The sequence below is a fragment of the Grimontia hollisae CIP 101886 genome (assembly GCF_000176515.1).
In the GTDB taxonomy this organism is placed as follows: Bacteria; Pseudomonadota; Gammaproteobacteria; order Enterobacterales; family Vibrionaceae; genus Enterovibrio; species Enterovibrio hollisae.
Genome location: NZ_ADAQ01000012.1, coordinates 248,771 through 274,519, shown reverse-complemented (window position 1 = coordinate 274,519; position 25,749 = coordinate 248,771). Strand labels below are relative to the sequence as shown.

Annotated in this window: 21 protein-coding genes; 2 read left to right on the top strand and 19 right to left on the bottom strand. The window is 53.6% G+C overall.

What is annotated here, in order from left to right; translation table 11 throughout:
- Positions 1-87: 87 nt before the first annotated feature.
- Both galE and rocF read right to left on the bottom strand, forming a co-directional pair.
- Complete coding sequence (gene galE, locus VHA_RS12345; RefSeq protein WP_005504780.1) at positions 88-1,098, bottom strand: UDP-glucose 4-epimerase GalE; 1,011 nt, start codon at positions 1,096-1,098, stop codon at positions 88-90.
- 257 nt (positions 1,099-1,355) lie between these two features.
- The gene (gene rocF, locus VHA_RS12340) at positions 1,356-2,285 is read right to left on the bottom strand and encodes an arginase (RefSeq protein WP_005504778.1); all 930 of its coding nucleotides are present in this window, start codon (positions 2,283-2,285) and stop codon (positions 1,356-1,358) included.
- Between the two features lie 410 nt (positions 2,286-2,695).
- On the opposite strand from rocF, the gene ompV reads away from it, so the two are divergent.
- Both ompV and VHA_RS12330 read left to right on the top strand, forming a co-directional pair.
- Positions 2,696-3,472 (top strand): outer membrane protein OmpV, encoded by a 777-nt coding sequence (gene ompV, locus VHA_RS12335; RefSeq protein WP_005504777.1) that lies wholly within the window; start codon positions 2,696-2,698, stop codon positions 3,470-3,472.
- A gap of 245 nt (positions 3,473-3,717) precedes the next feature.
- Positions 3,718-4,617, top strand: coding sequence for a homocysteine S-methyltransferase family protein (locus VHA_RS12330; RefSeq protein ID WP_005504773.1), 900 nt, complete (start codon positions 3,718-3,720; stop codon positions 4,615-4,617).
- A 36-nt stretch (positions 4,618-4,653) separates the two neighbouring features.
- Here VHA_RS12330 and VHA_RS12325 read toward each other — a convergent pair whose 3' ends face one another.
- From VHA_RS12325 to VHA_RS12245, 17 genes are read right to left on the bottom strand one after another with little or no spacing between them, the layout of a single operon-like run.
- Positions 4,654-5,052 (bottom strand): hypothetical protein, encoded by a 399-nt coding sequence (locus VHA_RS12325; protein WP_005504771.1) that lies wholly within the window; start codon positions 5,050-5,052, stop codon positions 4,654-4,656.
- A 15-nt stretch (positions 5,053-5,067) separates the two neighbouring features.
- Entirely contained in the window at positions 5,068-8,400 is a 3,333-nt protein-coding gene (locus tag VHA_RS12320) for a DUF6519 domain-containing protein (RefSeq protein ID WP_005504770.1), read from the bottom strand.
- A gap of 10 nt (positions 8,401-8,410) precedes the next feature.
- A complete protein-coding gene (locus VHA_RS12315) occupies positions 8,411-10,495 on the bottom strand; it encodes a hypothetical protein (RefSeq protein WP_005504769.1) in 2,085 nt (694 codons plus the stop codon).
- The gene (locus VHA_RS12310; RefSeq protein WP_005504767.1) at positions 10,492-13,185 is read right to left on the bottom strand and encodes a baseplate J/gp47 family protein; all 2,694 of its coding nucleotides are present in this window, start codon (positions 13,183-13,185) and stop codon (positions 10,492-10,494) included. The genes VHA_RS12315 and VHA_RS12310 overlap by 4 nt, the downstream gene beginning before the upstream one ends.
- 1 nt (position 13,186) lies before the next feature.
- Positions 13,187-15,706, bottom strand: coding sequence for a baseplate J/gp47 family protein (locus VHA_RS12305; protein WP_005504765.1), 2,520 nt, complete (start codon positions 15,704-15,706; stop codon positions 13,187-13,189).
- Positions 15,703-16,086: a GPW/gp25 family protein gene (locus VHA_RS12300; protein ID WP_005504763.1), complete on the bottom strand. Its 384-nt coding sequence runs from the start codon at positions 16,084-16,086 to the stop codon at positions 15,703-15,705. The genes VHA_RS12305 and VHA_RS12300 overlap by 4 nt, the downstream gene beginning before the upstream one ends.
- Positions 16,087-16,098: 12 nt before the next feature.
- A complete protein-coding gene (locus VHA_RS12295; protein WP_005504761.1) occupies positions 16,099-16,422 on the bottom strand; it encodes a hypothetical protein in 324 nt (107 codons plus the stop codon).
- Positions 16,423-16,435: 13 nt separating this feature from the next.
- On the bottom strand, positions 16,436-16,951 hold the full coding sequence (locus VHA_RS12290) for a phage baseplate assembly protein V (RefSeq protein ID WP_040528858.1): 516 nt from the start codon (positions 16,949-16,951) through the stop codon (positions 16,436-16,438).
- Entirely contained in the window at positions 16,948-18,075 is a 1,128-nt protein-coding gene (locus VHA_RS12285) for a hypothetical protein (RefSeq protein WP_005504757.1), read from the bottom strand. The genes VHA_RS12290 and VHA_RS12285 overlap by 4 nt, the downstream gene beginning before the upstream one ends.
- Positions 18,075-18,419: a hypothetical protein gene (locus VHA_RS12280; protein ID WP_040528856.1), complete on the bottom strand. Its 345-nt coding sequence runs from the start codon at positions 18,417-18,419 to the stop codon at positions 18,075-18,077. The genes VHA_RS12285 and VHA_RS12280 overlap by 1 nt, the downstream gene beginning before the upstream one ends.
- 19 nt (positions 18,420-18,438) lie before the next feature.
- Positions 18,439-19,062 carry a hypothetical protein gene (locus VHA_RS12275; protein WP_005504754.1) on the bottom strand — a complete coding sequence of 208 codons (624 nt, stop codon included), beginning with the start codon at positions 19,060-19,062 and terminating at the stop codon, positions 18,439-18,441.
- Positions 19,063-19,272, bottom strand: a complete 210-nt coding sequence (locus VHA_RS12270) for a hypothetical protein (protein ID WP_005504752.1) — start codon at positions 19,270-19,272, stop codon at positions 19,063-19,065.
- An 8-nt stretch (positions 19,273-19,280) separates the two neighbouring features.
- Positions 19,281-20,816 (bottom strand): eCIS core domain-containing protein, encoded by a 1,536-nt coding sequence (locus VHA_RS12265; RefSeq protein WP_005504749.1) that lies wholly within the window; start codon positions 20,814-20,816, stop codon positions 19,281-19,283.
- Positions 20,809-22,812, bottom strand: a complete 2,004-nt coding sequence (locus VHA_RS12260) for an ATP-binding protein (protein WP_005504748.1) — start codon at positions 22,810-22,812, stop codon at positions 20,809-20,811. The genes VHA_RS12265 and VHA_RS12260 overlap by 8 nt, the downstream gene beginning before the upstream one ends.
- On the bottom strand, positions 22,812-24,119 hold the full coding sequence (locus VHA_RS12255; RefSeq protein ID WP_005504747.1) for a Pvc16 family protein: 1,308 nt from the start codon (positions 24,117-24,119) through the stop codon (positions 22,812-22,814). Before VHA_RS12255 ends, VHA_RS12260 begins: the two co-directional genes overlap by 1 nt.
- A complete protein-coding gene (locus VHA_RS12250) occupies positions 24,119-24,928 on the bottom strand; it encodes a hypothetical protein (RefSeq protein ID WP_005504746.1) in 810 nt (269 codons plus the stop codon). The genes VHA_RS12255 and VHA_RS12250 overlap by 1 nt, the downstream gene beginning before the upstream one ends.
- A 12-nt stretch (positions 24,929-24,940) precedes the next feature.
- Positions 24,941-25,747 carry a T4 family baseplate hub assembly chaperone gene (locus tag VHA_RS12245; protein WP_005504745.1) on the bottom strand — a complete coding sequence of 269 codons (807 nt, stop codon included), beginning with the start codon at positions 25,745-25,747 and terminating at the stop codon, positions 24,941-24,943.
- Positions 25,748-25,749 lie beyond the last annotated feature (2 nt).

The following is a 25,749-nucleotide window of genomic DNA, read 5'->3' as shown; positions in this document are numbered from 1 at the left end:
CCGCATTCCCGCTTGCGATAATGCAGCCATGTTGAAAATACCTTTAAAGAAAGTACCGCGGCACATCCATGCCGCGGTCATTAACAGTCAGTATCCGCTTGGATTCTCCCGCTGCCAGCGCCACGTATCTGCGGCCATTTCGGCCACGGTACGTGTTGCTTTCCAGCCAAGCTCTTTTTCTGCTTTTTCTGTGCTCGCCCAACATTCAGCAATATCACCCGGTCTGCGTGGACAGATTTGATACGGAATCTCTTTTCCGCATGCTTCACCAAATGCGTTCACCATTTCCAGCACACTTGAGCCTTTGCCAGTGCCGAGATTGAAAACATGCAATCCCTGTTTATCACCAACAGCTTTCAGCGCGGCAATGTGGCCATCAGCCAAATCCATCACATGAATATAATCACGCACGCCCGTGCCATCCGGTGTAGGGTAATCGTTACCAAACACAGAAAGCTGTTCGCGTCGTCCCACAGCGACTTGCGCAATAAATGGCATCAGGTTGTTTGGGATACCTTTAGGGTCTTCCCCCATGGTGCCTGATGGATGCGCCCCAACCGGATTGAAATAACGAAGCAGTGTAATACTCCATTCAGGCGATGCGGTGACCAGATCAGCCAGGCAACGCTCAACCATATATTTGCTGGTGCCATAAGGATTGGTTGTTCCCCCGACCGGGCTTTGCTCGGTGATGGGCACTGTCTCCGGATCGCCATAAACCGTTGCGGAAGAACTAAATACCAAAGTAGACACCTTCGCGCGCTGCATAGCACGTACAAGCACGAGAGTGCCATTCACATTGTTATCGTAGTATTCGATTGGCTTTTCGACTGATTCCCCTACCGCTTTCAAACCCGCAAAATGGATCACAGCGTCGATCGGTTCTTGTTCGAACACACGATCCAGGAACATTTCGTCCCTCACGTCGCCTTGATAAAAAACAGGCTTCACGCCCGTCAGCGAATAAATGCGGTTCAGCACTTCTTCGCTGGCATTACAGAGGTTGTCAACAATAACCGGCGTCATACCTGCTTCAATCATCTGCACACAGGTGTGACTGCCGATATAGCCCATTCCGCCGGTGACCAGCACTTTCATTAGATGTCCCTCATACCATTTTCTCAATGTGTTAGTACAAGGATTTTGCCTGAAATTGGCCTTGAATATCGACTTATTTATGTGATCCCCGCACATCCCTTTGAGGAGGCATACTTTCCCAATCGCTACCACACTAAAAAGCTATGACGAGAGTAGGTTGATATGTTGAAAACGTGGATATTTCCGTGTTAATCCATTTTATCAAGATACCGACCGCATTGCTGGTATTGCCTTAATAAATCAAGCGAAATGAATAATCAAATAACACTCTGCCCAAAGGCACTCAGCACAAGGGACACCGCCCGTTCAGCGGAGATATTGCCTTTGTCCAAAAAGGGATTGAGTTCGACCAAATCCATCGATGTCATCAGTTTGGTTTCGGCACATTTTTCCAGTAACAGGTGCGCTTCACGATACGTCACACCACCGGGTACCAATGTCCCAGAGCCCGGCATGACATCAGGGTCACATCCATCCACATCAAAGCTGACATGAAAGCCCACAGTGTTTTTGGTCACAATGTCGATCACTTCATCCGCCACCCTGCTCATACCCAGCTCATCAATGTCACGCATGCTATAGACTTTCACGCCCGATTGTTTAATCAGCGCTTTCTCTTTTTCATCGATGTCCCTGACCCCCACCAGCGCTACGTTTTCAGGTCGAATTTTTGGGGTTGCACTCAGAATACTGATGAAATCTTGGTCGCCGTATCCCAGCAAGTGAGAAAGTGGCATGCCATGGATATTGCCTGAAGGAGAAATTCCGGGAATGTTCATATCTGCATGGGCATCAAACCAAACCAGTCCCAGTTGTTGGTTTTGTTGCTGATAATAATCGGCAATACCTGAAACAGAGCCAATCGCAAGGGAGTGATCCCCGCCCACGACCATAGGGATATGACCTTGTTGAAGCGCATCCCTTGTCACCACCGCCAACTCGCGACAAATCTGAAGGATTTCGCCTCGAAAACGCATGTTTCCTTCGGTTTCTGTCGAGCTGGACGCTCTGGAAGGCACCGCCACATCCACCTCATCTGCGATTCGGTAACCTAATTTTTTCAGTTTCTCTCCCAGTCTTGCGATACGAACAGCAGAAACGCCCCCATCCGTTCCTCTGCGTGATGCCCCCAAATCAACGGGCACCCCGATGATCTTGATTGATGTAGATTGTCCATTTTCTTTCATAAGAGAGATCCTCGAAGCGATCGTATTGGTATGAGGAGTTTTTTTCATCACTCCTTCGTAGCATTTTTAATTCCCGGCGCTGAAGGTTCTCTGGCATTCTCAATCCCCACCACCAACACAGAAACATTTATTTAACACAATCCTGTCCTGAATATAAACATGTGGATAGAAAGAAAGCGAAAAAGTCAGAAATTAGAAAGGGTTTGCAGGGGAAAAAATGCCTCTATTCGTCCGGATTCTTATCCTCGGTACTGTTAACCACCGGAAAATAGCGACACACTATTCCAAGTGGAGGGTTTGAAAGAGCCTAGGCTTTCCGGCAGTCCCGTCTTTGCACCATATTGATTGCGGCCCGAATTTTGATATGCATGCAAAATACCATTACTCACCGCCAACCAAGGACAGAATCCATGAAAAAGACTGCAGTATTACTTTCTACATTTGCCACTGCCCCGGCTGTTCAGGCGGCAGGAGAAACCTATATTCTGAACGGCAATATTTACACCAAACAAAACTCTTGGATTGCAGAAGCGGGCGCGGCGATAACCAATGATTTATACAAAGAGCAAAAACATTCAGTTGTGCCATTTATTAATTTTGGTTATCACGGTGAAGATATTAATGTTGATTTCAGCGGCATAAACTACCGTTTCTACAAGACAACCAATGAAACCATCAATCTCGGCGCATACCTAACAAGTGCAGGTATCAGCTATGACCATAACACTTCAGACTTTCTAAAAGGGATGGATGACAGGCACTTGAGTGTGGATCTGGGCCTTAACGCAGATTTTCATTTGAATGACGGCGTGGTATCGACCTATTTCCAACATGATATCTCCGGCACCTACCAAGGCTATCTGGCTGGCGTGGAATATTTTCATATGTTATCTGTTGGCGTTGCTGATCTGGTTCCCTACGCGAGCGTGACATTCCAGAGTAAAGACTTTATCGATTACTATTTTGGCGTTCAACCCTACGAGGCCCGGGTTAATCGACCAAAATATAGCGGCAGCAGCAGCATCTCATATGATCTTGGTTACAAGCTTATCTACCCTATCAATCAAAGGTGGAACCTAACCCAATCAGCCCAGTACACACGGATAGGTGATGAGTCGGCAGATTCCCCGATTGTGGACAGTGCCAACCAATGGCTGGTGGGTGCCGCGGTTTCTTACCACTTCTGATCACAACCGTCTCATTCTGATCGTAACAGCCTGACATCAAGATCAGACGTTATGCTTTTCCTTTTACCCTCTCAACAACCGTTTAACGAGTACAAGCCAAGCAGAGCTTTTCTGCCAAGAAAGCTTAGGGTCTGTGGGCCTGGTAGACAACACGGGTATTTTGTGCCACTTTTCAAAAACGTTCCGGCTTGTTCCTACACCACTTGAGGTGACAGGCCCGGCTATCACAAAATGAGCGATCACGGATGTTTGTTTTATTAGATGGTGGTATGGGCAGGGAGCTTCAACGTATTGGCGCCCCCTTTTCCCAGCCCTTATGGAGTGCGCAGGCACTGATTGAAGCACCGGAATTTGTCTATCAGGCGCACCAGAACTTTATTGATGCGGGATGTGATGTCATTACGGTAAACAGCTATGCCTGTGTACCCTTCCACCTGGGTGAACAACGATACAAAGAACAGGGGTTCACGCTGGCAGAACGAGCCGCACAAATTGCACGCCGGGCCGCCGACGACAGCGAGCAGGAAGTGAAGGTCGCAGGCTGTATTCCTCCTGCTTTGGGCTCTTACCGTCCAGATCTATTCAATGCCAGACAGGCAAAGCCCATCCTCCAGACCCTTGTTGAAGCACAGGTGGGGTATTGTGATTTCTGGCTGGCAGAAACCATCAGCTCTATCGAAGAATTCCAGACTATCCATGGCGTGCTGAGAACGACCAACCAACCTGCTTACTATGCGTTTTCCCTGATGGATACCGAAGTTGACCAGCCCCGACTTCGCTCCGGGGAGTCTGTCATTGATGCCATTCATGCCGTCTGTACGGCTGGGGTGGATGGTGTACTGTTTAACTGCTCACAGCCGGAAGTCATGCTGGATGCCATTGGCGTATCAAAGGGCATTATTGATGATGAAGGCAAAGCCATTTCCCTTGGCGCTTACGCCAACGGGTTTACGGTGATTCATCAGGATCACGAAGCCAATGATGCACTCACAACCATGCGGGATTTACCCGCTGACGAGTACGCGGCGTTTGTGCGGGCATGGCTGGATGCAGGCTCAAACATTGTCGGCGGTTGCTGCGCCATATTCCCTGAACACATCGCGTATCTGGATGCGCTCCGTAAGCGCCCCAAAAACGACAGATAACAGCACTCAAGCAACCGGAAGATACAGGATTTGGTGTTACTTCTTCGCCGGTCTGCGTTTCGCCGCAGCGGGTGATCCTTTTCTTTTTTCTACCGGCGCTTTCCCTACATCCATATTCGCTTTGGCGCGTCCTGGCGAGCGGGGGTTGGGCTTATCGTCCGTTTTTGGCGGCGTTGGTGCTTCAATCAATTTCTCCAGCCGTTCGATTTCCGCCCGTTGTTTCTTCTCCCTCGCTATCGCTTCGTCCATTTTTTTATTGAACGCTGCACGTTGCTGTTCCAACTCGGCGATCCGGCTTTCCACGCTGGCTTTTTTCTTTGCCGCTTCTGTTTTTGTTTTCAACTGCGGATTTTTCACTGCGTCAGGTTGAGCTGCCTTTTCCATTTCGCTGATGAGCGAAAGGTGTTTTTTCAGGATAGTGCTTGCCTTTGCCATGGTTTCGCTCCTTGGTTATGCCTGTGAATTAAAGCCAGATTCAGGTACTGGGAATTCGGGATGGTTAATGACTGAACCGCGTACCACATTGCCAATAAATGGTCCTTCCATGCCGTTAAAATCAAAAGATGGCAGAAAGAAGGTGCCGGATTTCACGTGGTTGCCCATCACTGATGCCTGACTGCCGTTCAGGATCACCGTCGCGCCGTTGGCAATGATGTCGTCATTGCTGCCGACATGTTCAATAAAGTTATTATTGAAAAGAACCCGTTCAAAGCGCAGCCGGATATTGTCGTTAATCCGCCGGGAGAGGATTTCAACCAGAGTATCTGCACCCCGACCGAGGAATTTGTTGTCGGCAACCTGACAGGCATAACCGAGCAGCACAAACCGTCTGTCACTAAAAGGGAAAGAGAACTCCATCAATCCCTGCATCAGCAAAGCGCGATCCTCTAACACCCGCTCGCGGGTCAGTAAATCAGAATACGAAACCAGATTGCTTTCCACGCGGGCTTCCAACACAAATAACGCACCAATACCGACAGTACGCAACGGGTTTATTCCTTCATCCATACCTACGCCGGTATTCAGGACTTCATTGGATTCGATGTGGCATTCGCCCAAATGAAACACACTCATGATGGAAGAGGCAAAAACTCCTGATCCCAAAACGCCAACATGGTTCAGGCGGTTGCCAACAATGCCGACCCGTGCAAGGCAAAACAGGGTAACAATACCACCGTGGGTGCTGTTATAGATTTGGTTGTTGGTAATATCAACACGCAGACATTGCACACAGGCAATGGCTCCTACATTGTCACGGATTTGGTTGCTGTTGATTTGAACATCTTCACACTCACTGGCAAACACCGCCAGCGTCACTCCCACCATGTTGTTATTTTCTATGCTGACCAGAGTACATTCTGCTGCCGACACAGCCAGCTCTGTTCCCCTGTCGCCGGAAATGTCATTGTTGTCAATCCGAAGCCCAGCCACTTTTTCGGCGATCACTCCCCCGCTGCAACCGTTGATCCAGTTTTGGGCGGTGGTGATGCCACCGGTAAACAGCTCTTCATCGCCACCAACCAGAATGGCAACCTGAGTTTCAATCTGCGCCTCTGTTTCTATCCGGTTGCGTTCAATCAAGGTGCCTGTTCCACGCACCATCACGCCTGTGCTCTCTTCTGCCAGCAACAGGATCTGATTTTCGGAAACAGTGCCAAACGCGCAATAGCATTCCACGGCAATTGCCTCAAGATCGCTGGGCGTGGGCCTTAATGTAATGCGGTTGCCTTTCACTTCACTGTATGACGCCGTTGAAAACGCCGCGCCGGAAGGCTGGTTATTGATCACCACACCGCGGGCAAATCCATCAATATCATTGTCGAGAACCCTCGCCCGGCCAGTTATTCTGGTCACTGCCACCCCAACCAGTCCCGGCAGCTGTTCCGCATTAAAATTCATCACATTGTTGTTAATGGTCAGGTCTTCGCCACCATCGCCAATCCAGACCCCAATGGGTGAACCTTCCAGCTTACAATGGCTGATCCGAACCCGCTGGCAGTCAAACAGCCCCACCGCCGGGTTATCAATCGATTGCACGCTGCCATCGAGGGCCTGCACCCGGCAATCTTGAACCCGGCTGTCCTCAACGGCTCTTAGGGCGATGATCCCGGCAGGTTTTTCAATCGAACCCCGGTTCAGAATGGCAAGTGTTGACAGGTGAATACCAGTGAGAGGACTGCCATCGTCAGATCTCACCACGATGGCTGATTCGCCAGAAAGGTTTCTGATTTGCACACCATGGCTTTCACCATGCAGGGTCACATTCGGATAGCGGATACGCAGTGGCCGGCGAATCGTATGCATACCCACTTTCAGGCACACACAGCCACCAAACTGGGGAGAGAGGCTGTCCAGCGCCGTTTGGATATCTTCACCGGGACGGACAACCACGGTACAGCAACCGGCAGTTCCGATGGGATCACGACAATCCTGAAATACAGGTTCCACAAACTCGCCCCCTGACACATCCACTATCGCCAGTCGGCTGTAATGATGGTGAAAAGCGTGCGGCGGCGCGTCAGTCAATGTTTCAACTGAACTGTTGGCGTAGCGGGTAACAAAGCTCCAGTTATCGCTGACGTGGTATTCACCTGTGCCGTCTTTGAGTGAAATAGCAGCTTCTACACCGTCTTCCAGCGCGATAAATATCCCCTCTGGCGCCGGGATCAAACCGTCACTTCCAGGCGCATCCAGATTGACGATCTCACTGCCGTCGGTATCAAGCACCACACCGGACTGGTCCCAGCGGCGCAATATGGGGTGGAGAGATTGATTGGCTGTGGTAGATGCAGGCTCTAGGATGATTTCCCCCACATTCAAGGGAGCCGTAAATTCTATCTGGTTTTTCGCATCGTACACTTTCTGGATTTTCACCATGGTGCCGGGATTACCTTCCAGCACCCGCACATCATCGGTGATCTCAACCCAGTCACCATCGTTGAACCGCATGTAATCATCTTTGGCGACATTATCGAGAGAAAGCATATTGTTGGCGGGCTGGGCGAGAATTCTCCCCGCAAACGCGCCATTGACACGCGACCATTTCAGCAAGGGGACACCGTCTTCATTGACGTCATGTACCGCCACCATATACGTGCGGTTTTCCAATCCACGATACCCACCTTCCGGTGGCAACAAACAGGGGTCTTCTACTGCGGATGCGGGATTGGCCCGGGTTGAAAGGCGCGCTGATGAAGGGGCAGTAAACGCTTCCCAGCCTTCTATGTCTTCATCATCGGTATTGCAGGTTACGCCTTCATCAACCGTAAAAAGCTTCACCTGCCAGACGGTTTGCATTCGGGCACTGGTATCCACACCAATCGCCGGATCAACCAAATCCGGGTCTTCAAGAAACGTGACCGGACGTTTCCACACATCCAGAAACGCCAGATAACGGCCATCTTCCAGTTCAGGCGGCTCCATGATGGGAAGATAAGGCTGCATACCAAAGGGAACAGGTTCGTCGCTGCGCATCTCTTCCAGCGGCAGATAAAACGCGTGTTCGCCGTAACCAAAGTTCTCTGCCATCAAGCCATCGACGTAATACCGGCCGGGATGAATCAACAACTCTCCACCAGAGATGTCAATACGGAAACTGTCGGGAAGATGGGCGGGATAGCCATTAAACCCGGCTAAATCGATGGTTTCCGCACGAAAGCGGCGATCAACGACTGCCGCACCTTCGTTAAGGGGCGTGTCCGACACCACCCTTCCCTGCATCGAGACCAGTTCGGAGTAGTTATGGCGTGGATCAAAGGTTTTTCCTGAAATATCTATTGCCATGAGCTCCTCCTCAGGTCACATAGATCAAGCCCGCATCAAGGCCGATAGGTAGAAATTCATTGAGACGAAACAGCAAGGCATCATGCCGCTGCGGGTGATAAAGATGGTGATACGCACCCATTTCACTGCCACTGTCAGCCCCGCGACGAATGTCTTTCGGAGCGGAAAGCAGCAGCTGACCATAGGCAGGATCGTTGTAGCGGGTTGATGTAAAAGCAGGAACGATCCGGGCCTGCACGCCCCGGATAAGATGGGTTCTTGCTGAATCAGACAGTGCCGGATTTCTCGCTTCCGCCGCTTCCACCGCGTTGGCCGCTGCAAACTGGGGTTGGCAACGATACTGCCTCGGCACACGGGATTGGGGCGGAATATAGGAAAACCGGGCACAACCTGTCTGTCGTTGTAGCGCCCAGACGGGCGCTGTCCACACGTCCGCGTCTGTCAACGCAGCATCCAGAATACAGTTGGAGATCAGTGGAAATGAACGCGCCCCGACTTTGCCAATCACAGTGGTTTCACACAGCGTGAGTACACCGCCATGGCGGGTTCCGTCCAACGACGCAAAAGCGGTTCCGGTGTTGGCGATCGCATCAATAATGCTGTCTTTTACCGAGACCGACACACCTTCAACCGTGCGGATTGCGCCAAGAATTGAACGTTCAATCTCGACAGTCACGTTGGGGATCTCTACCACCAGCGACGGCAACTCCGGGGAAGCAGGTTCACCGTCAATATTCAGCGAATGCCCGGGAACCAGCGTGATATTGCGAAGCACCAGACGACGCAGCGCATTGCCGCCAGTATCAGGGATCACAAGCCGTCCGCCGCTGATCACCAGCCCATCCAGAATGATTTCCGCTTCCTCGCCGCCTTGCAGCGTCATGTCATCGCCACCCAGTTCAAGAAATGCCCGATGACCATCAGCAGCCCGAAGCGACAGGGTCTGGTCTGTATTTACAGCAACATTCAGGGCTTCACTGAACACATGGGAAACACCGATTTCGGCTACACCGCCGTTTTGAATCAAATCCAGCGCAGGTTGAACACTGTCACCCTCTCCAATTACCTGCGGCGGGCTGTTGAACACAATAAAGCCCTCACTGCGAGGATAAGTACCGCCACCGAGACTGGCCGCCGCACCATAGTGATATGTGACCTCCACTGCATCAGGCTCTGGCATCGCGGCGGGCAACGATAACCGGCCAAGTTCAGGATCGACAGAAATACGATCGACCGGCGAATGTGCCCAGTCCGCACCATCATCGCTTAGGTTACAGATTTGAAGCTGGCCAATGTCCTGCGGGATCCCGTCAATGACCACAGTAAACGCCCGGGGGTAAAAAGCATCTAACCGGTTACCGGCGAGACGTCTCCGCCTCAGTGCAACTGGCAGGTTTTCTTCGCGCGCTAGATGGTTGATATCCGGCTCAGGTTGCGGCGGGTTGAAAAGCTGGGTATTACAACCGAGGGGATTGAACAGGTAACGCCTTGCATTCACCCTATGCGCCGGCACAATCGGTTGTCGGTATTGGCCCAAACGCCACATAAAAACGCCGACATTGTGGAAATGGTGCCGTCCTTCCCCCCGGCCGATCCGACCAACCGCCGTGGTATAACTGGCTGAATCGAATGCCGTACCTATCGCGTCGCATTTGTCACTGTTTCTGATATCCAGGGTGTAATGATTATCCGGGCGAAGAGCAGCAAGATGCTCAGGCCGGGCTAACAGGCGGAAAAACTCCACCACACGCGCAGGGTATCTTGTGGTGTCCGTTGCCAGTTGTTCCAGCGCCAGTGCTACCCCACGGCGGCGGGTAATACGGATCTGGTTGGCAACCGATGCCCGCTGACTCACACCGGGGATCTCTGGTCCATAGCGATACCCCACCAGTTCCCCCAGATAGGGCGCAGCCCATTCATCGCAGGTTTCAATAAACTGGTTGTCATAAAGCCGGTCGATGTCATGCTTCACGATGCCCGCCTGCTCGGCAAGAATGCCCATCAAGGCTTTGAGCGGAAAGCCCTGTTCTTCATCGCGCCGACGGTAAATTTCCGGCAACAGGTTATACAAATAGTCAGGTGACAGGCTGCTCATAAGCTGGCCTCCAGGAAATCGAGTCCGTCAGGATGAAGGCTCAGCACGGTTGCCCCCACCACATCGCCTGATACTGCCTCCGCCAGCGGCGCGGCAATACCATCATGGCGTGTGGGCGTGTTGCCGGTGTAGAGCCTGTCGATGACGACTGCATCAACACCTTCCACCTCATGCAGCAGCGCAATGATTTCGCTGGCAAACACAGGTTGGCCAAAATCGCGCGCATCAAATGACAGCGCTTCGCAAAGCCGGGCTTCTGCGCGGGAGATAACGTCGTCCGCAAGGTAATCCGCGTCGACCTTGATTTTCACGCCAAGGCGGAAATAGGTTTGCCTGAAGCTTCGCAGCACAAACCGGGCAAACGGATCACCCGCAGCAACCAACGCGTCGGTTAATGCTTCATGTAAGTCGCCACCTTCCTGAACCTGAGCACCGCCTTCCGCCGCGACGGTCACAACAACCTGTGGGCCACTACCAAGATGGAGCCATTGAGACGTGGCTTTGGCGATCCCCCCGTAAGCGCGGGAAAAGTCAGCATAATCAGTCAGGGATACTACGCGTCCTAACGTGCGACAGGAAAGCGGCGCACTGACGCGGATTTCATCCTTGCTTTCCGGGTTTGCCCCGCCTTCAGCACCCAACAGGTTGTTGACCCCCTGAAGACCCAGCGGCTGGGACATCAACAAATTCAGTTGCCCGGCTTTCACCCGCCCTTCCAGTCCGTGCGTTTTGCGGTAACTGGCACGGATATTTTGTTGCCCTTTGCCCGGCATCGCACCCAATACGCCATCACCAAAAGCAACATGGCTGTAGCCGTTTTCATCAATACGCAGGGTGTAAACCCGATCAGTCGGTGAAGCATCGAGAAAATGTGGCACCTGCTTCCATAGGATTTTATTGACGCGGATTTCCATGGTGGGCTTCACGCCTGTTGCCGTCGCTGCGGGGACAAAGGTCTGCGGCGCTTGTTTGGAAGTAAATGCAAGATGCGGCGTCGCGCTGCCATCACCCAACACCTCGACGACTGATTCACCTTGTGTGGCGTCAGCCACGTTGGCATGGATGTGTAAGGTTTGTGGCAGATAAGGGGCGCCTAACGCTTCAGTGAAAGTGAGGGTCGTGCCACCTTTTTCTGTCATGTTATGACTGACAGACTGAACAATGCGTGTTGCCACCACCGGCTCTTGCCCCAGGCCTTCCGCGCGGCCCGTTAAGATCACTTTGCGGCCTTGAGCCAGACCGGGAAACCAGCCATTTAACGCAACTGTGATGGCGTTTTCATCAAGCGCATCTGTGATCGGTGGGTCTGCAATATCCATCCATTCACTGGCCCCAAAACAGGTGGTGCCGCGAATGGATAAATCATTAAAGTGATTATCGGTATTCAGTGTCAGGCGGGTGCTTTTTCCGGTAACAGAAAAGAAAGAGGCCGACGTTTCACTGGCATCGGTCACATGATAACGCGACCATTTACTGCCTTCTTTCAGCACCACCGTGCTGCCCTTGCTAATCTCAGCCACAGGCCGTTCGAGGTAGATGTGACTGGCATTGTCATCCATCGCATCCAGCTTGCCATCGGCCCAGTCATTGTCGGTCAGGTTGGCATACGGCCCCGTCACCACATCTTCAACAATCACGCCACTGCTGTTTTTTTTGAATACTGGCGATGTACCGGTTAATGAATAATGCAGTGTGTCCAGTGGAGGCGCAGCATGTCCGAAAATCGCGGCTTTGGTGCGGAATACCTGAACTTTTCGTGTCGACGTTGCCAGTTCTATAAAGGGAGAGAAAAACGCTTTCTCCCGGACGTTTGCCGCCATCAATACGCCCAGCAGTTCTGTCGAGCCGATAGTTTTACCTTTATAACTTCCCATCTGCACAGGAAAAATAGCGGTAATGATGCCGAGTGTCCCGGACGGAGACGTCACCAAAGGGCCAGATGCCGTCGGAGAAATATCCAGCCATGTCAGGCTTTTGGCGTCAGGATCGTTGGCAATATCGGCCAATACAGGTGTGACAGCATTAATCGTGGCAAACACCTGCTGGTCATCGTCTGTGACAAAAAACACCGCGTCACCCGGTTTGAGATTCAAATTGGTGCCCGGTAACGGTATCCGGGTAGTGGTTACTGTTAACGGGTGCGGCGCGGTGAGTTTTGGCCGTATCGCATTCCATGCCGCCCGGGCAGTCAAATCATTCAGCGTTTCAAAGATCACCGGCTTTTCATCTTGCCCCGGTGTACTTTGGACTTTGGTGCCAGCAGGCACTGTTATTTCATCCGGGATCCCTTCACCGGCGGCGATTGTAAAAGCCAAATCTGCCGTTGCGGCAGCGCCGGGATGGGGCGCATAATCAATCAACATCGCCAGTTCATGCAACGATCCGGATTCCATCGCGGTGTTGATATAGGCTTCATTGAGCCACATTTCGTTGTAGAACGTCAGCAGGTCACAACTGGCTGCCCACGCATCAATCAGCGCGAGGGAGAAATCATCCGGCTCGCGTGACGTCAATATGCCCAATGCACCAAATTTTGCGGAAGACAGCCGCGCCGTCATACTGGTGTAGAAATCGTGGTATTCCCCACTGCGATATGTAATCCGTGATAAACCTGCCGCATTGTCTGGTGCTTTGGGGGTCAGTACTTCAGTGCCACTGCATGCGCCACAATGGCGTTCATGGTTTGCCATATCAGCGCCCTCCATCCATATCGAGAAGGAACACACCGTTACCCGGATGGCTGATGTCGTTATCAACACGGGCAATTTCGGTACGGCCAAATGTCAGTTTCCTGTCCGCAAGACCACTGGTACGGGCATCGCCAAACCGACGGAAGCGCGTCGCTTTTGCCGCGATGACCCCTTCCACATTCTGGGCAGCTGCCAGCCAGGGAGAAAGATGCAAGGTTTCGCCGGCCCGGAAGCGATCCGGATGCAACAAACCCAGAGAACCGTCAGCTAATCGGTTGGGGGAAAACAGCGTTAACAGACGCTGGCGGACATGGGATTTCGACGCATTGGGTGCAACACAAACATGCAGCGTCACTTCAAGGGGAACATAAACCGGTGATGACACGTCCACATCGTGGGCAGCAAGGCGGAATTTTTCGTAATGATCACGCAGGGTGGTTTGTAACGAATCAGACACCTCGACCCTGCCTTCAGGGTCTGGCAGGGCAAAGGTCGTCATCCAGCTGCCAGTGTGGATATAGGCACAGGTTACATCCTGAATGCCTGCTACCCGCCTGCCGAGCGTCTGGTAATCTTCCCGTGTGACCGCCCGCTCCTGTGTTTTAAACAGGAAAGGCGCACGTTTTCGAATTTCAGCATGGGTTTCCGGGTTCCGCCCTCCCACTCCGGGGGTGATATTTCGAACGTCAGTGACTTCAGGGATAGGCAGCGCCAGATGATAGAGTTTATCTGCACCGATATGCCCTGCCGTCCCGACACCCACCCGGTAAGTTGCCGTAAACTGTGTGCCCGGCAACGGGCGCCTGCCATACACATTGTCGCCAAAACGCAGGAAAACCAAGCCATCACGTTCAATTTCCGGCGTAAACACCAGCGCCGACCTGTCTGCAGCCAGTAGATCCTTCACAACCTGATAAGGCAGTGATTCCACACCATCGTCCGCAAGCAGTGAAAGACTGGCGAAGGTCTCGCTCGGAGGCGGTGTTCGTAACCATTCAGAGGCTGGCGCGTAAGGAACGTATTCAGGCGCAAACGTCAGTGGCCGGCTGGCGAGTGTCGGCTGATATCTGGGTGGAATGGTTTCGGCCTGCTCCTGCTCGCAAATTGCCTGTGCGCAGCTGCTGCCTTTGGTGTGTTCTGACTGCATACCCTGCCCCGGTGCCCAACTGAGCGTTGGAAAAGGCACGTCAGGAAGACGTTCGCCGGACATGGTCTGTCCATGATCCACCAGCACCATGTTGCCGCGGGCAACAGAAACAGGTTCGATGTATCGCCGCCCTTCTTCAATGGCGGTTTCAGACGAAATACAGAGGGAAAAACGCAGCGCATCCTCACTATGCCAGCTAATTTCAGTGATTGGCAATTCGGTCACGGGATCAATAAGTGGCTCGCTGTCGGTGTTAAATGCCTCCACCCCGGTTAGCAACACCACTTGACGCTGTGACAACTGCCTGTCTGCCTGACTGCCACTTCGAGCCCCTGTCACTTCTTCAAGGGCGAGATACATCCCGGCTTGCAAGTCAGGAAAGTGGCCGTCCAGCGTGGCACTCACTGCCCCTTTTGGCAGAGAGCAACGCGCATCACTCCAGGTGTAAAAGGCCATTTCGTTGTGAAGGTTAAAGAGAGCAGGAATATCCTGACAGGTTTCGTACACGGCCTGGCTTTGCGCCAGCAGGGCATCATCACGGGCAAAGGTTCTCGGCTGGTCACTCAACTGGGTACACACTGCGCTGCCAGCCGGGATCACTGCCATTGCAGGGGCAACAGGCAACACATCTGATGACACCGCAAAATGGCAAAAACAGCGGGCATTGCAACCTTCATCGAGGGTGTAGTCCACCAGCCTTGTCATCCGTTTAAGCGAAATCCGTGAGCGTGCCCGGTTTAAATACGCTTCGGTGGTTGCCGCATCCTGTTGGTAAGCAAGCTGATCAGCGGTATAAGCCAATACCTCCACCAGTGCAGACACAAGGTCAGCAGGGTGTCCGGTTGATGCCGCGGGCACAGTCACAGAAAGCCTATCGAGCATCATTCGCCGGAAGGAATAGAAGTCCCGCGCGGTATAATCAATATCTGTCTCAATGGGCTCTGGGTCCGGGCAGTCGCAGGGACGCTGACAGTCAAACGGCGAAGGGCATTCCACTTTGAAAGAAAACGTCACCGATGCCAGTGCTGGGTCGATGTCAGGCGGAGGCAGCGGATTCAGCGGGCTGGTAACCATATTCAGGGTATAAGGTGAAAAGTCACCGGGCGCGTCAACCTCGACCACCAGCACATTGCTCTGGCCGCCAAGTCCCATGGTGACATTCACCACATCAATCACGTTCGGCCCTTCGATACGGATATTGCCAGCGGAATAAACCACGGCACCGGGATCATTGACCAAATAGAGATGGAGAAAACGCTGGCGATCAGCCTCAATGGCGGCTTCACGATCAATCACTTCGACAAAGTCGATGCCGTTGAATCCGGATTGACGCACCGCTTCCCGTCGCCGTTGATCGCAGCAGAAGTAGATCATGTCGACACCTCACGTTCAAATGTCGCCTGTTGGCGCTCCCCGGTAGGCAGCACGGTATAGGCCACATCAATAAACAGCGCCCCGTTGTCAAAACGCACATCCACCTCGGAAAGGTCGATATCATCCTGCATCCAGGTTTGCAGGGACGTCGCCACCAGACTCCGGGTATTTTCCACAACCGCATCGCTGACGGCCGCAAATAAAAGCCTGTTCAATCCACAGCCAAACGTCGGCATCATCACCCGCTCGCCCGGCTCGGTAAACAGCACCTGCTCAATGCGATCGCGAATCCCATCCAGCCGCGTTGTCGTTGCAGTGCGACCCTGAGTGTCTATTCGGTACGGAAAATCCGGGCGATGGTGAAAATCTGGATATGCCATGTTGATCCACTCTCAGGTTGCCAGCACGCGGGGTTGAACCACAGACGGGATCAGTGGCGTACCGGTTGGCGTACAGACTGACTGCCCGGTTTGCAGCGCAAACGGCTGGCCCAGCGACAGCACCCGCACTGAACCTGACAACCATTGTCCGGTGACACAGGGACCATTCCCTGCGTTGGGGGGCGGCATCGCACAACCTGCCACCGCATAAGGTGCAGTTTGCAGCACTGTCGGCTGACCCGATACCATCACCCGGGGATTGGGCACCGTCGGTGTCGCCTGCCCACCATGGGCGCAGGTCACCGTGGCCCCAACATGAAGAATCGCTCCCGGCATCGTTTCTGTCCTCTCAGGTAATGGTCAGTGCGCCATTGTTAATATCAACAGTTGGCCCCACCATGGATATCTGCGCCCCTTTGCCGTTATTGATGAAAATACCAGCATCGGTCACTGACAGCGTTGCCCCTGTTGCCGTTTGGAGCGTAACCCCTCCCATGCCCATGGGGCCGCCGATATCGCAAATCACAATCCCATTCTTTGCCATGGTTTGCAGGGTGATCGCGGAAATGGGCGGCACAGCAGTTCTTGCCAATGTTGGCACATCGGAAGGCGCACCCGCGAAGCATCCTGTCCAGATGGGGTAATCCACATCACCCTGTTCAAACTCAATCCATACCCCCGCACCGATCGGCGGCACAGAGAACATGCCGGAATTCAGCCCCAGCACCGGCAAACAAGGCATGCACCAACTGCCGGGTACCATGCCGGATACACTCGGGACAGTAGCGAGGATCCGCCCCTGTTGCATCGGATCAACATTGTTCATTACGGTGCCCCGGAACTTTCCATAAAGTGGCTGTGTCATGCGGATACCTTGTTAACGGTTGACAGCAAGCCGTCCCTGCTCAGTTGAAAATCCTGCTTCAATTCGCCTTCCTTAAAGGTGGTGGTGACCGACTCCACATAGTGAATGCCGTTAAAGGCTGGGCTTGAACCCCGCACATACACTAATCGTCTTGCCATCAACAAGGATCCATAGGCCAACACATCCAGTGATCCTGTCATTTTCACTGCCCGGATAGCAGATTGTGCCGCTTTCGCCATGCCAATCATGGCGGCCTGTACAGGGGAATACTTGGCCGTTTCGTAGATGTTTCTGGTCTTGGTTGTAATGGGGCGAAGTAATCCTAACGGCGGATTCAACGGATTAATGTCCGGCACCGGCAGGGTCAACGGCAATTTGGTTTGCGGGTTTTGTATGGTGATCAGCGGAATGTAGGCGTCATGTGCATCGTATGTCCCTGTCAGCGACACCACATTGCGGTTGGCATCCAAGTCATCATTCAGCGGCTTCTGCACCTTTCCAACACGGACATCCGGTCCCCAATAGGCGACAGACACGCCAACGGCATCTGTGGTCTCGATGTAAAACACATAGCCAACACGCTCAGCCAGCGATTGAATGTATTCAAGATCTGTCCCTTGCTGTGTGGGAATACGATCCGTCGGGACAGGGACATCAATTAACACCGAAGGAATCACCGTTGGGATCAATCCCAAGAACGCATATTTTGCTAATACCAGATTAATACGCGCAAAATCTGGCATGGCCGGAAATCGCATAAAACTGAAGTCGAGGTAGCTCAACACATGGGTCAAGTCTTTGCCGGTGATCGTCATGCGTGACACCCCCGGTGCGCTTGCAGGGCTGACACTGTGCTGGGTGATCACGCCATCTATCAACACACTCTGTTTGCGGTGCATGTCTACCGTCACCACAGTGCGGACGAGTGGGATCGGGTTATTGCTCGCGAGCATAAACAGGGTATGCAGCGGCGAATTGTTGTCGATTTCAAACACCAGTTGGAAGCCGGAAGCCCCTTGCGTTTTTGATTGTACTTCGCAGGAAACAAAAGCATTGATCACCGCCTTGGAAACAGGAACCGGTGCGACCGGGCCGATGTAGAGACGCATAACCACCTCTGACATTATGCCTCCCCTTCACCTGACGAAAGGGCAATCCTGCGCCCCGGCGTTGCCACCAAATCACCGGGGAAAGACGCCAGGTTGGCATCAGCAATCCGCCACCATTGCGCCGGATCGGCATAATACGCTGCGCCCAGTAAATCCAGCCTATCTCCTTCCCTGACCAGCAACAGGGGAACCGTATTTTCATCGGCAGGTTGTGGAATAAAGCGGCGAGCCACAAATACCCTTTCGGTCCCCTTGTTGTCAGTCATGACTTTCAACGGCGCCTCCGCATACCGGCTGGTTGTAGTGAAGTCCGCTGTTTCGTCAGTATGGCTGAGAAGGTATTGGGTAAGATCTGTCATCGTCGCTTATTCCTCCCTGTCATCCGCCAAGCGCGGGTTTGATCACTTTCGCTGCCTGCTTTTCAATGCCATCCAAATAATGCAAAAACAGTGAAGATGCCGGATGGTCAAAACCAAGATCGTCAACCGACAATACCTGCAACGAAAGACTGGCTTTGGCCCGGATGGGGTTCAGGCGTGCGCTGAAAAACTCTTCTGTCACGGAAAGGCTCCCCACTTTTACCGGCATCCTGCGTTGTAACCCCCAACTGAATACCGGTAAGGGTTGCGTCATCGGAATGATGGTGAGCTTGCCTTGTCGGGCAAGCGCATCGTTATCCAGAAGCTGGCGCTTGGTTGGTGAAATCAGGCTTCGCAGCGCCGCAATGTAATGACCGATGCCGTATTTCACGGCATCTTCATCGCCCCTCGACATCGCATCGGTCGCATCCAGAATGGCATCAAAGGTGATCGTCTCTTTCGGCGGGCCATTCAAACGTAATTGCTCATTACGGGTGTCAGAGGTCGACGGGGCTTTCACCTCAAACTGGGTGCTGAGTGACTCCGGGTTAATCAACAGCGGGATCGCACTGACAGGATCAGCGGTTTGCGGATCCAGCAATACAATGCCCGCTTTCAAATAGTTCGGCTGGGAAGACAACATCTAGCGTGTCCTCCTGACTGCCAATGTTCGGATTAAATCGCGTGCGGCCACAGATGCCGCACGTTGTTGTGCCAGTTGCTGGCGCTCTGCCGGTATGGACGCGACAGCTGGCCAGTTTTCCCGCATGGCATCAGACAGGGCCCGATAAATCTCGCGGTAAGAGGCATTTTCAGCGATGTGGATATGATCAAACTGAATCGTGACTTTCATATGTCCTCCTACGGCACCGCAAGGTTGCCGGGTATCGTCCACCATAATGGTGGTGCCAGTGACGGGATCATCCGCACCCCACGGTAAATCAAATAGCCAAGCCCCACCGCGGCAGCACCGCCCACAACCACTTCAGGTGTCACGACAGGCGTGCGAACTCTCGGGGTAACAGGTTTTGGATTGACAACAGGAACAGGCTGGGGAACGGTAATGGGGACAGGGCGTGGTCTTCTGCGAGGCTTGTTGTAACAGCTGTAATAGTGGACGCCATTCGATGCTGACGCCCCTGTTGCCGGCCAGACACGGATCCATTGGCTGGGGTTTGCTACGAACGTGACTCGTGGAAAAGCAAATGACCACATTGACGTCGCCGGGCCAATAATCCGCTGATAATTGGCAATATCGGTATTCAGTTGTTGCTCAGCCGCTGCCTGTCGGTTGTTATTGGGATTGAGCCAGGAAGCCGGTTTGATTTCGCCCACTTCATCAATAAGTGGCCCCATGGGGTATTGGATAACCATGTCTGGACGCGTTGAGCCAGGGATTTGAAATCCAGGATGCCCGCCACCCAGACAATTGGAAGCAGGGCTCACCGCGTGCAAAAGCCCGCAGGCGCCGCCTATCTGCATATGCGCAGCAACCCCGATCTGACTGGCTGTCATTGTGGGTACGTTACATCCGGCGACAATCGCCCGCTGGATGACAGAACGCCTTAGGGGTGGATTGCTGGCACTGTCGAGCAACTTAGTCTGCGCCAACGGGGCATTTTCCGCAGGGGCTCGGCCGATGCTCTCTACCGCTGATTCAGGGATCAGGACCAACTTGCGCTCGCTATCTTCCATGTCTCGAAAGCTACTCAGGGTACTGGCCAGTTCATCCTGATCCCACACCTCGCCAAGGAAGTCGAGCCCATGATTTGGATTCTCTGTGCCCACCGCCTCAGCAGATTCATCCGCCCCCATTTTTTGCGGAAACCGGCCAATCGAGCCTTGGGGCGACGACACAGTAAAACGTTTTCCGGAAGCAAACGCATCACCACCACTGTCCGCTTCACGTTCGTAGATATCCCCTGCCCCCTGAAGTTTCGAAAATGCCAGCCCGCGCCGCTGTTGCATCACGTGCGTCAGTTCGTGTCCAATCAGGCGAAGTCCTTGTGGGGTATCAGGCCGGTAAAAACCGTTGCCAAAATACACATCGGTTCCGGTGGTAAAGGCTTTGGCCTGCAGCTGGCGGGCATAATGTTGGGCTGTGCCACCTGTATAGAAATTGACGTCGGGTAACGACGCCCCAAAGGTTTGCTCGGCACGTTCCCGCAGGGTCTGGGGAATCGCCCCGTCTGGCTGCATGGAACCGGCGCTGGTTGCAGGCCTTTTCAGCATTGGACTCGTTGTCGCCGCCTTTGCGGCGCAGGCTGGACACGTCCCCCCCTGGGGCGAAGAATTGCCACACCCACACTTTTTCTGGACCACAAAGTGGTTGCGCGCCGTGGAACTAGCAGGATCATTCTCCGGTGTTTTCGCCTGACGTGAAGCATACTCAGCCATAATGCAAATCCCCCGGTTTTATCGGTCGCTCCAGCTTTTGAAGCTCCGCTGCGGCCGCTTCCATCAGCCAGCGCATGGAAACTGTTTCATTGTGCTGTGCGGCAAGGAAAGCGCCATTGAGCGCCACATTGTGGATACTGCCACCGGTCAGGTTCAGACGGGCAAGGCGGGCGGGATTGACGTCTTCAGCCAGCGGGGTCTGTGGCGGGAACACGGTTTGCCATATCCGCGCCCTTTCGGCTGGCGACGGGAACGGGAACTCCACCACAAAACGCAGGCGACGCATAAAGGCTTTGTCTATCTGGGATTTCAGGTTGGTCGCAAGGATCGCCACCCCGTTAAACATTTCAATCCGCTGCAGCAAATCGTCAATGCCGATGTTGGCAAAGCGATCATTGCTGTTTTTTACTTCGCCGCGCTTGCCAAACAGGGCATCAGCCTCATCAAAGAAAAGCATCGCCCCGCAACGCTCTGCAGCCTGAAACAAGGCCCGCATTTTCTTTTCGGTTTCGCCAATGTATTTACTGATCACGCTGGCAAGGTCAATACGGTAAAGGTCGAGGTTAAGGGCGTTGGCAATCACCTCTGCCGCCATGGTTTTCCCGGTGCCGCTTTCACCGCTGAACAGGGCGCTGATCCCCATTCCCCGGCTCATACGGTCACGGAATCCCCAGGACTGATACACCCGGCTGCGGCGCTCAACCTGCGAGGTAAGTTGCTGCAACATGCGAGTCTGGGTTTCGGGTAGCACCAGTGTGTCCCACGTTGCCTTACACGCGATGCGTTGCGCGAGTTTCGAGAGCTCGCCGGATGCACCACGCTGGCAAATCCGCCACAACGCCTTTTCAAACTGTTCATCTTCACCAGCCTGACTCTGTGCCGCAGCAACCGAGACGGCGCGGAAAATGTCCGGTTCACTCATTGAAAACTGTTCGGCGAGTCTGGCCGGAAGATGATTGTCGGTTGCGGGCAACAGGTCAGCCCAGAGAGACGCCTGCTCTTCAACCGTGGGCCGCTTCACCTCAAGCGGGAAGCTCTTCGTTGTCAGCGCTGCGGCCGGGCGCCCGGTGTCTACCAGTACGACCCCATGTAACCTCGCCACAAACTGCGCAACCTGTTTTTGAATATGGGCATCGTCTGCCTGCTCTACCAGAAGCAGCAAGGGCAACAGACCGGCTTCTCTCAGCCAAAGCCGGGCAAGGGCATCCAGGTCATTTGCCCGGAGAGGTAAGTTCGCGGCATGGATGCATTGGAGATCGCAGTTCAACTCAGTTGCAACCGCCTGTGCCATGGCTTTTCTGGCAAAGGCATCATCACCAAATAACTCAAACACTGTCGTCGCAGGTTCGCTGTCTGCATGTTGGTTCTGGGCAAGAAAATTAAGCGCGGCATCCAGTGGCTGGCGTTGGGATGACGTCAAAGCGGCGAAAGCGCCTGCCTCAGCAGGCTCCAGCAACACCGAGAGACGCTCATCGATATACCCGATTCCCCGGGCAAAATTCACTATCCGTTCATCTGCATTCAGCACACCATCCCCCGAGCCCAGAGACTGCCATTCCACCAGCAACCAGTACCTGAGCGGTGAGTGTGGTGAAAAACTGCTCCAGTCACATTCCGGGATACGAGAGACGCACAGCATCGCAGTGGGAAAGGGTTGGGAACGATTGCCTGTAAGCGATACGCAGCGCTCCCGGACTGCCGGTTCAATCGCCGCAGCGATAACCAGTGCCAACACCCCCTGATCGCTGTCATTCAGCCCAAACCGCTCGCCGAGCACATTCACCGCACTGGGATGCCCGTTTGGGGTTTCCGCGCCAAACCGGGCATTAATCGTGGCAACAGGTTGAGACGACGCATTCTCATGGTCAGAAAGCAGGCAGGTGGCCCATTCAACCAATGCGGCCAAATGTGCATTATTTAAGGCTTGCCAGCGCGCCAGTGATTGCTGCGCGGCCTGTTGCTGCCCTGTCATGGAAAACGCAATAGGCCCGGCCATCATGGCACCATTACTACCTGGGTAGGATCGTAAACGGGTGAGCGTGGTGTAAAGTGCGGTGCAATCGGTGGCCTGTCGCGCAGGATAAACAAGCTGTCCACGCCATCAACACGCAGCCTTGCCGGGTAGTTTCCCGCTGCAAGCAGCCCGAAGACAAACACCAGTGTGTCTGTTGCAACAGTGACAGGTTCGGCAGTCGCCCCTTCACTGCCGAGCCACATGGTGGCCTGTTGTCCGGGGGATGCGTGTGGTGTCACCCTGACGGTGACAACCACCGTTTGACCTTGCCGCACCACGCTGGTGGGCGGCAAGGTCATCACAGGGGCGATTTGGGCGGAAAGTCGATTGGATTGTAGTGTTTGACCGCCAACGTCAGCAGAAAAGAAAAGTGAATAGATACCTGCTGTCCAATTGGCACCCGCATTGGGCAGTGTCAGTGACTGTATGCGAGCTGTTCCGCCTGCATCGGCATTGATTGTGTGTTCCACCTCCTGTGAGATATGTGAGAGTGTAAAACGGGGATTCGCCCCATCAAGCGAAAAACCTTCGGTGTCCAGGGTGTCACCTAACCTCGCACTGGGCTGCAAAGCGGGTGGAATAACGCGCACCAGTTGTGGCAAAGAGGGGATCAAATCCGGCTGGAGATCCACCCCTTCATTCTCCGGACCGATGGTCAATACCGGCAGTGCCTGTTGCGTGGCATCTTCAACCTGCATCAGCACGGTTGATACGCGATAGGTCGCTGACGGCCGGTACTGGCTTTGTAATGCGCTCCATAACGCGGATTTTTCCGACACAGGCATAGGATGGTGCGCAATACGGATTGCTTCTGCCTGCCCGGCAAGCCCGGTATCGGCCAATGCCTGCAGAAGCGGCGGCAGTCCCGAGGCAATGGCGGGAGCCGGGTTTAACGCAGTCTGGATTTCAGCACGGGTAAAACCCGGGTGTTCATGAAGGATTTGCATCGCATAACCAAGCAGCACGTCGTTATGCAAATCAGCCGTGCCATAGGCGCTGATGATATAGAACAAATCCAGCGGCAGCGGCGTGTTATTGATTTTGTCGCCACGGTTGTCACGCGTTGGCAGACATTGGTTTGCCCATGCGGCGTTCACTTCAGTGTGATACAGGAACACATTCAATGCCGGCGCATTCTCATCTTCCTGTGCCAGCATTTGATCCGGCGGCAGTGCATGCACAGGAACATTGGTGTTAACCACACTGGCAACGTCGTTATCAACCAATCCGTCATTGAGCAGATCACGCAACAGTTGGGTGATGCCTGCAATCGCCAGTGCACTGCTCATCAGTTACCCTCCCGGCGCTCACGAAGGTAATCGGTAAGGCTCACTGGGGGCTTCCAGCTGAGTGCTTTTTTCTCTGGGGTTTTTGCTGCAGGCACGATTGAGACATGGTTGATGGTAACTGATACCTCAACAGGGTCTGTCACTGGCTCAGCAATCAACAGTGATTCCCGGGAAGTTGTCGCGTCATTGCCCAAAATGGATGCCGCAACCTGCCTGGTGAAGTCCCTCCGCTTATCAGGCTGTGTTTTGGCTTGCTTACTGGGTTCATTTCCCTGAGATTCGGGCTCTAAATCCCGCAGCTCTGCCAGAGTCTTTTTTTGCTTATTCGCGAGTGTTGTTGAAGGCACTCTGGTTTCAATCCGAGGAAAATCAGTGTGGTGCCGGCGCTCCGGAAAGTCTGAATTGCCCTCGTCTGGCTGAAGGCTTTCTGGGCGAGCCTTTGATGTGATGCGCTCAGGTTCGACACTGTCCTGCTCGTCTTGTTTCTCATGATTTTTTGGCGTCTCAGAAATAGTGTCTGAAGACTTAGGGAAGGCCACTTCCCTGTTAAAATCAGGTTGTGAACCCGGCATATGCGCCTGGTTGTCACGCGTTGCTTTATTTACATGTTCCGCGTGACTTTGCTGTCTCTTCGACACTGTTATCGATGGCTCAGGCCTCAACCAGTCCGTGACAGTGTCACTATTATTGTGATCCGCCGGGCTGTATGCCGTCTCTGCCATGTGAGAGTAATAAGAGCGTACCACTGGTTTGAGTGACTGTTCGCCGGTGACATTGCGGCGGAGAAACTGGGTGAGACCTCTACTCATATTTCCTCCCCGTCACTCAATAATCATTGCGATATGGCGACGACGCCGGGCCGGACTCATCGCGAGAATATCCCGGCTCGACCACCCATACACAGAAGCCAGCAGATGCACATCCCAAAGCTGCTTTTCGACACTGGCGGAAAGCTGCGCCCAAAACTGGCTGGCTATATCAAACTGGTGCGGTGTCTCTGCCCCGCATTCCGGGCAGATCGCATTAAGTGACACAATCGACAAGGGTTCATGGGCCAGCATTTGCGCTTCAATCTGTTCAAACAAGGCTTCCCAGGCATGCCCGGTATTCTCTTTCTCTGCCAGCGCAACGCGAAGTTGCTGGAAGCCTTCTGGGTCAATCACCCGTTGGGCAAACTGGAACAACATGGCATCGCTCTGTTCGAGCAACATCAGATCTGCAATGCGCGGCAGGCGGAAGCGACATGCTACCCCATCGAAAGTAACCTCATGATAGGCAGGAAGGTAAGCATCCGTATCCAGTGTTGATTGCGCAGTATCCCAGGCCGCAGATAATTGTGGCGATGCTGTGCTGAGGATTTGAGAAACGGTGAACGCAAGCTGGGTTTTCTCACCGCAAGCGCTGCACTTTGCCTCAACCTCAATGGCATCACCAAACTGCTGCTGGTAAGCCAGCAATAACAAATGATCACGCCCGGCGACCGTCCAGTCCGGCAACGCCGGTTTCAGTGCTTCCGGAATGAATGCACTCGCCAGCACGGTCGCACGTTCCTGCGTGCGCCTGCCAGACGCGGCTTCCCACGCATCTACCTGCCGGTTGTCATCCAGTGTCTGTAATACCATGCCCATCA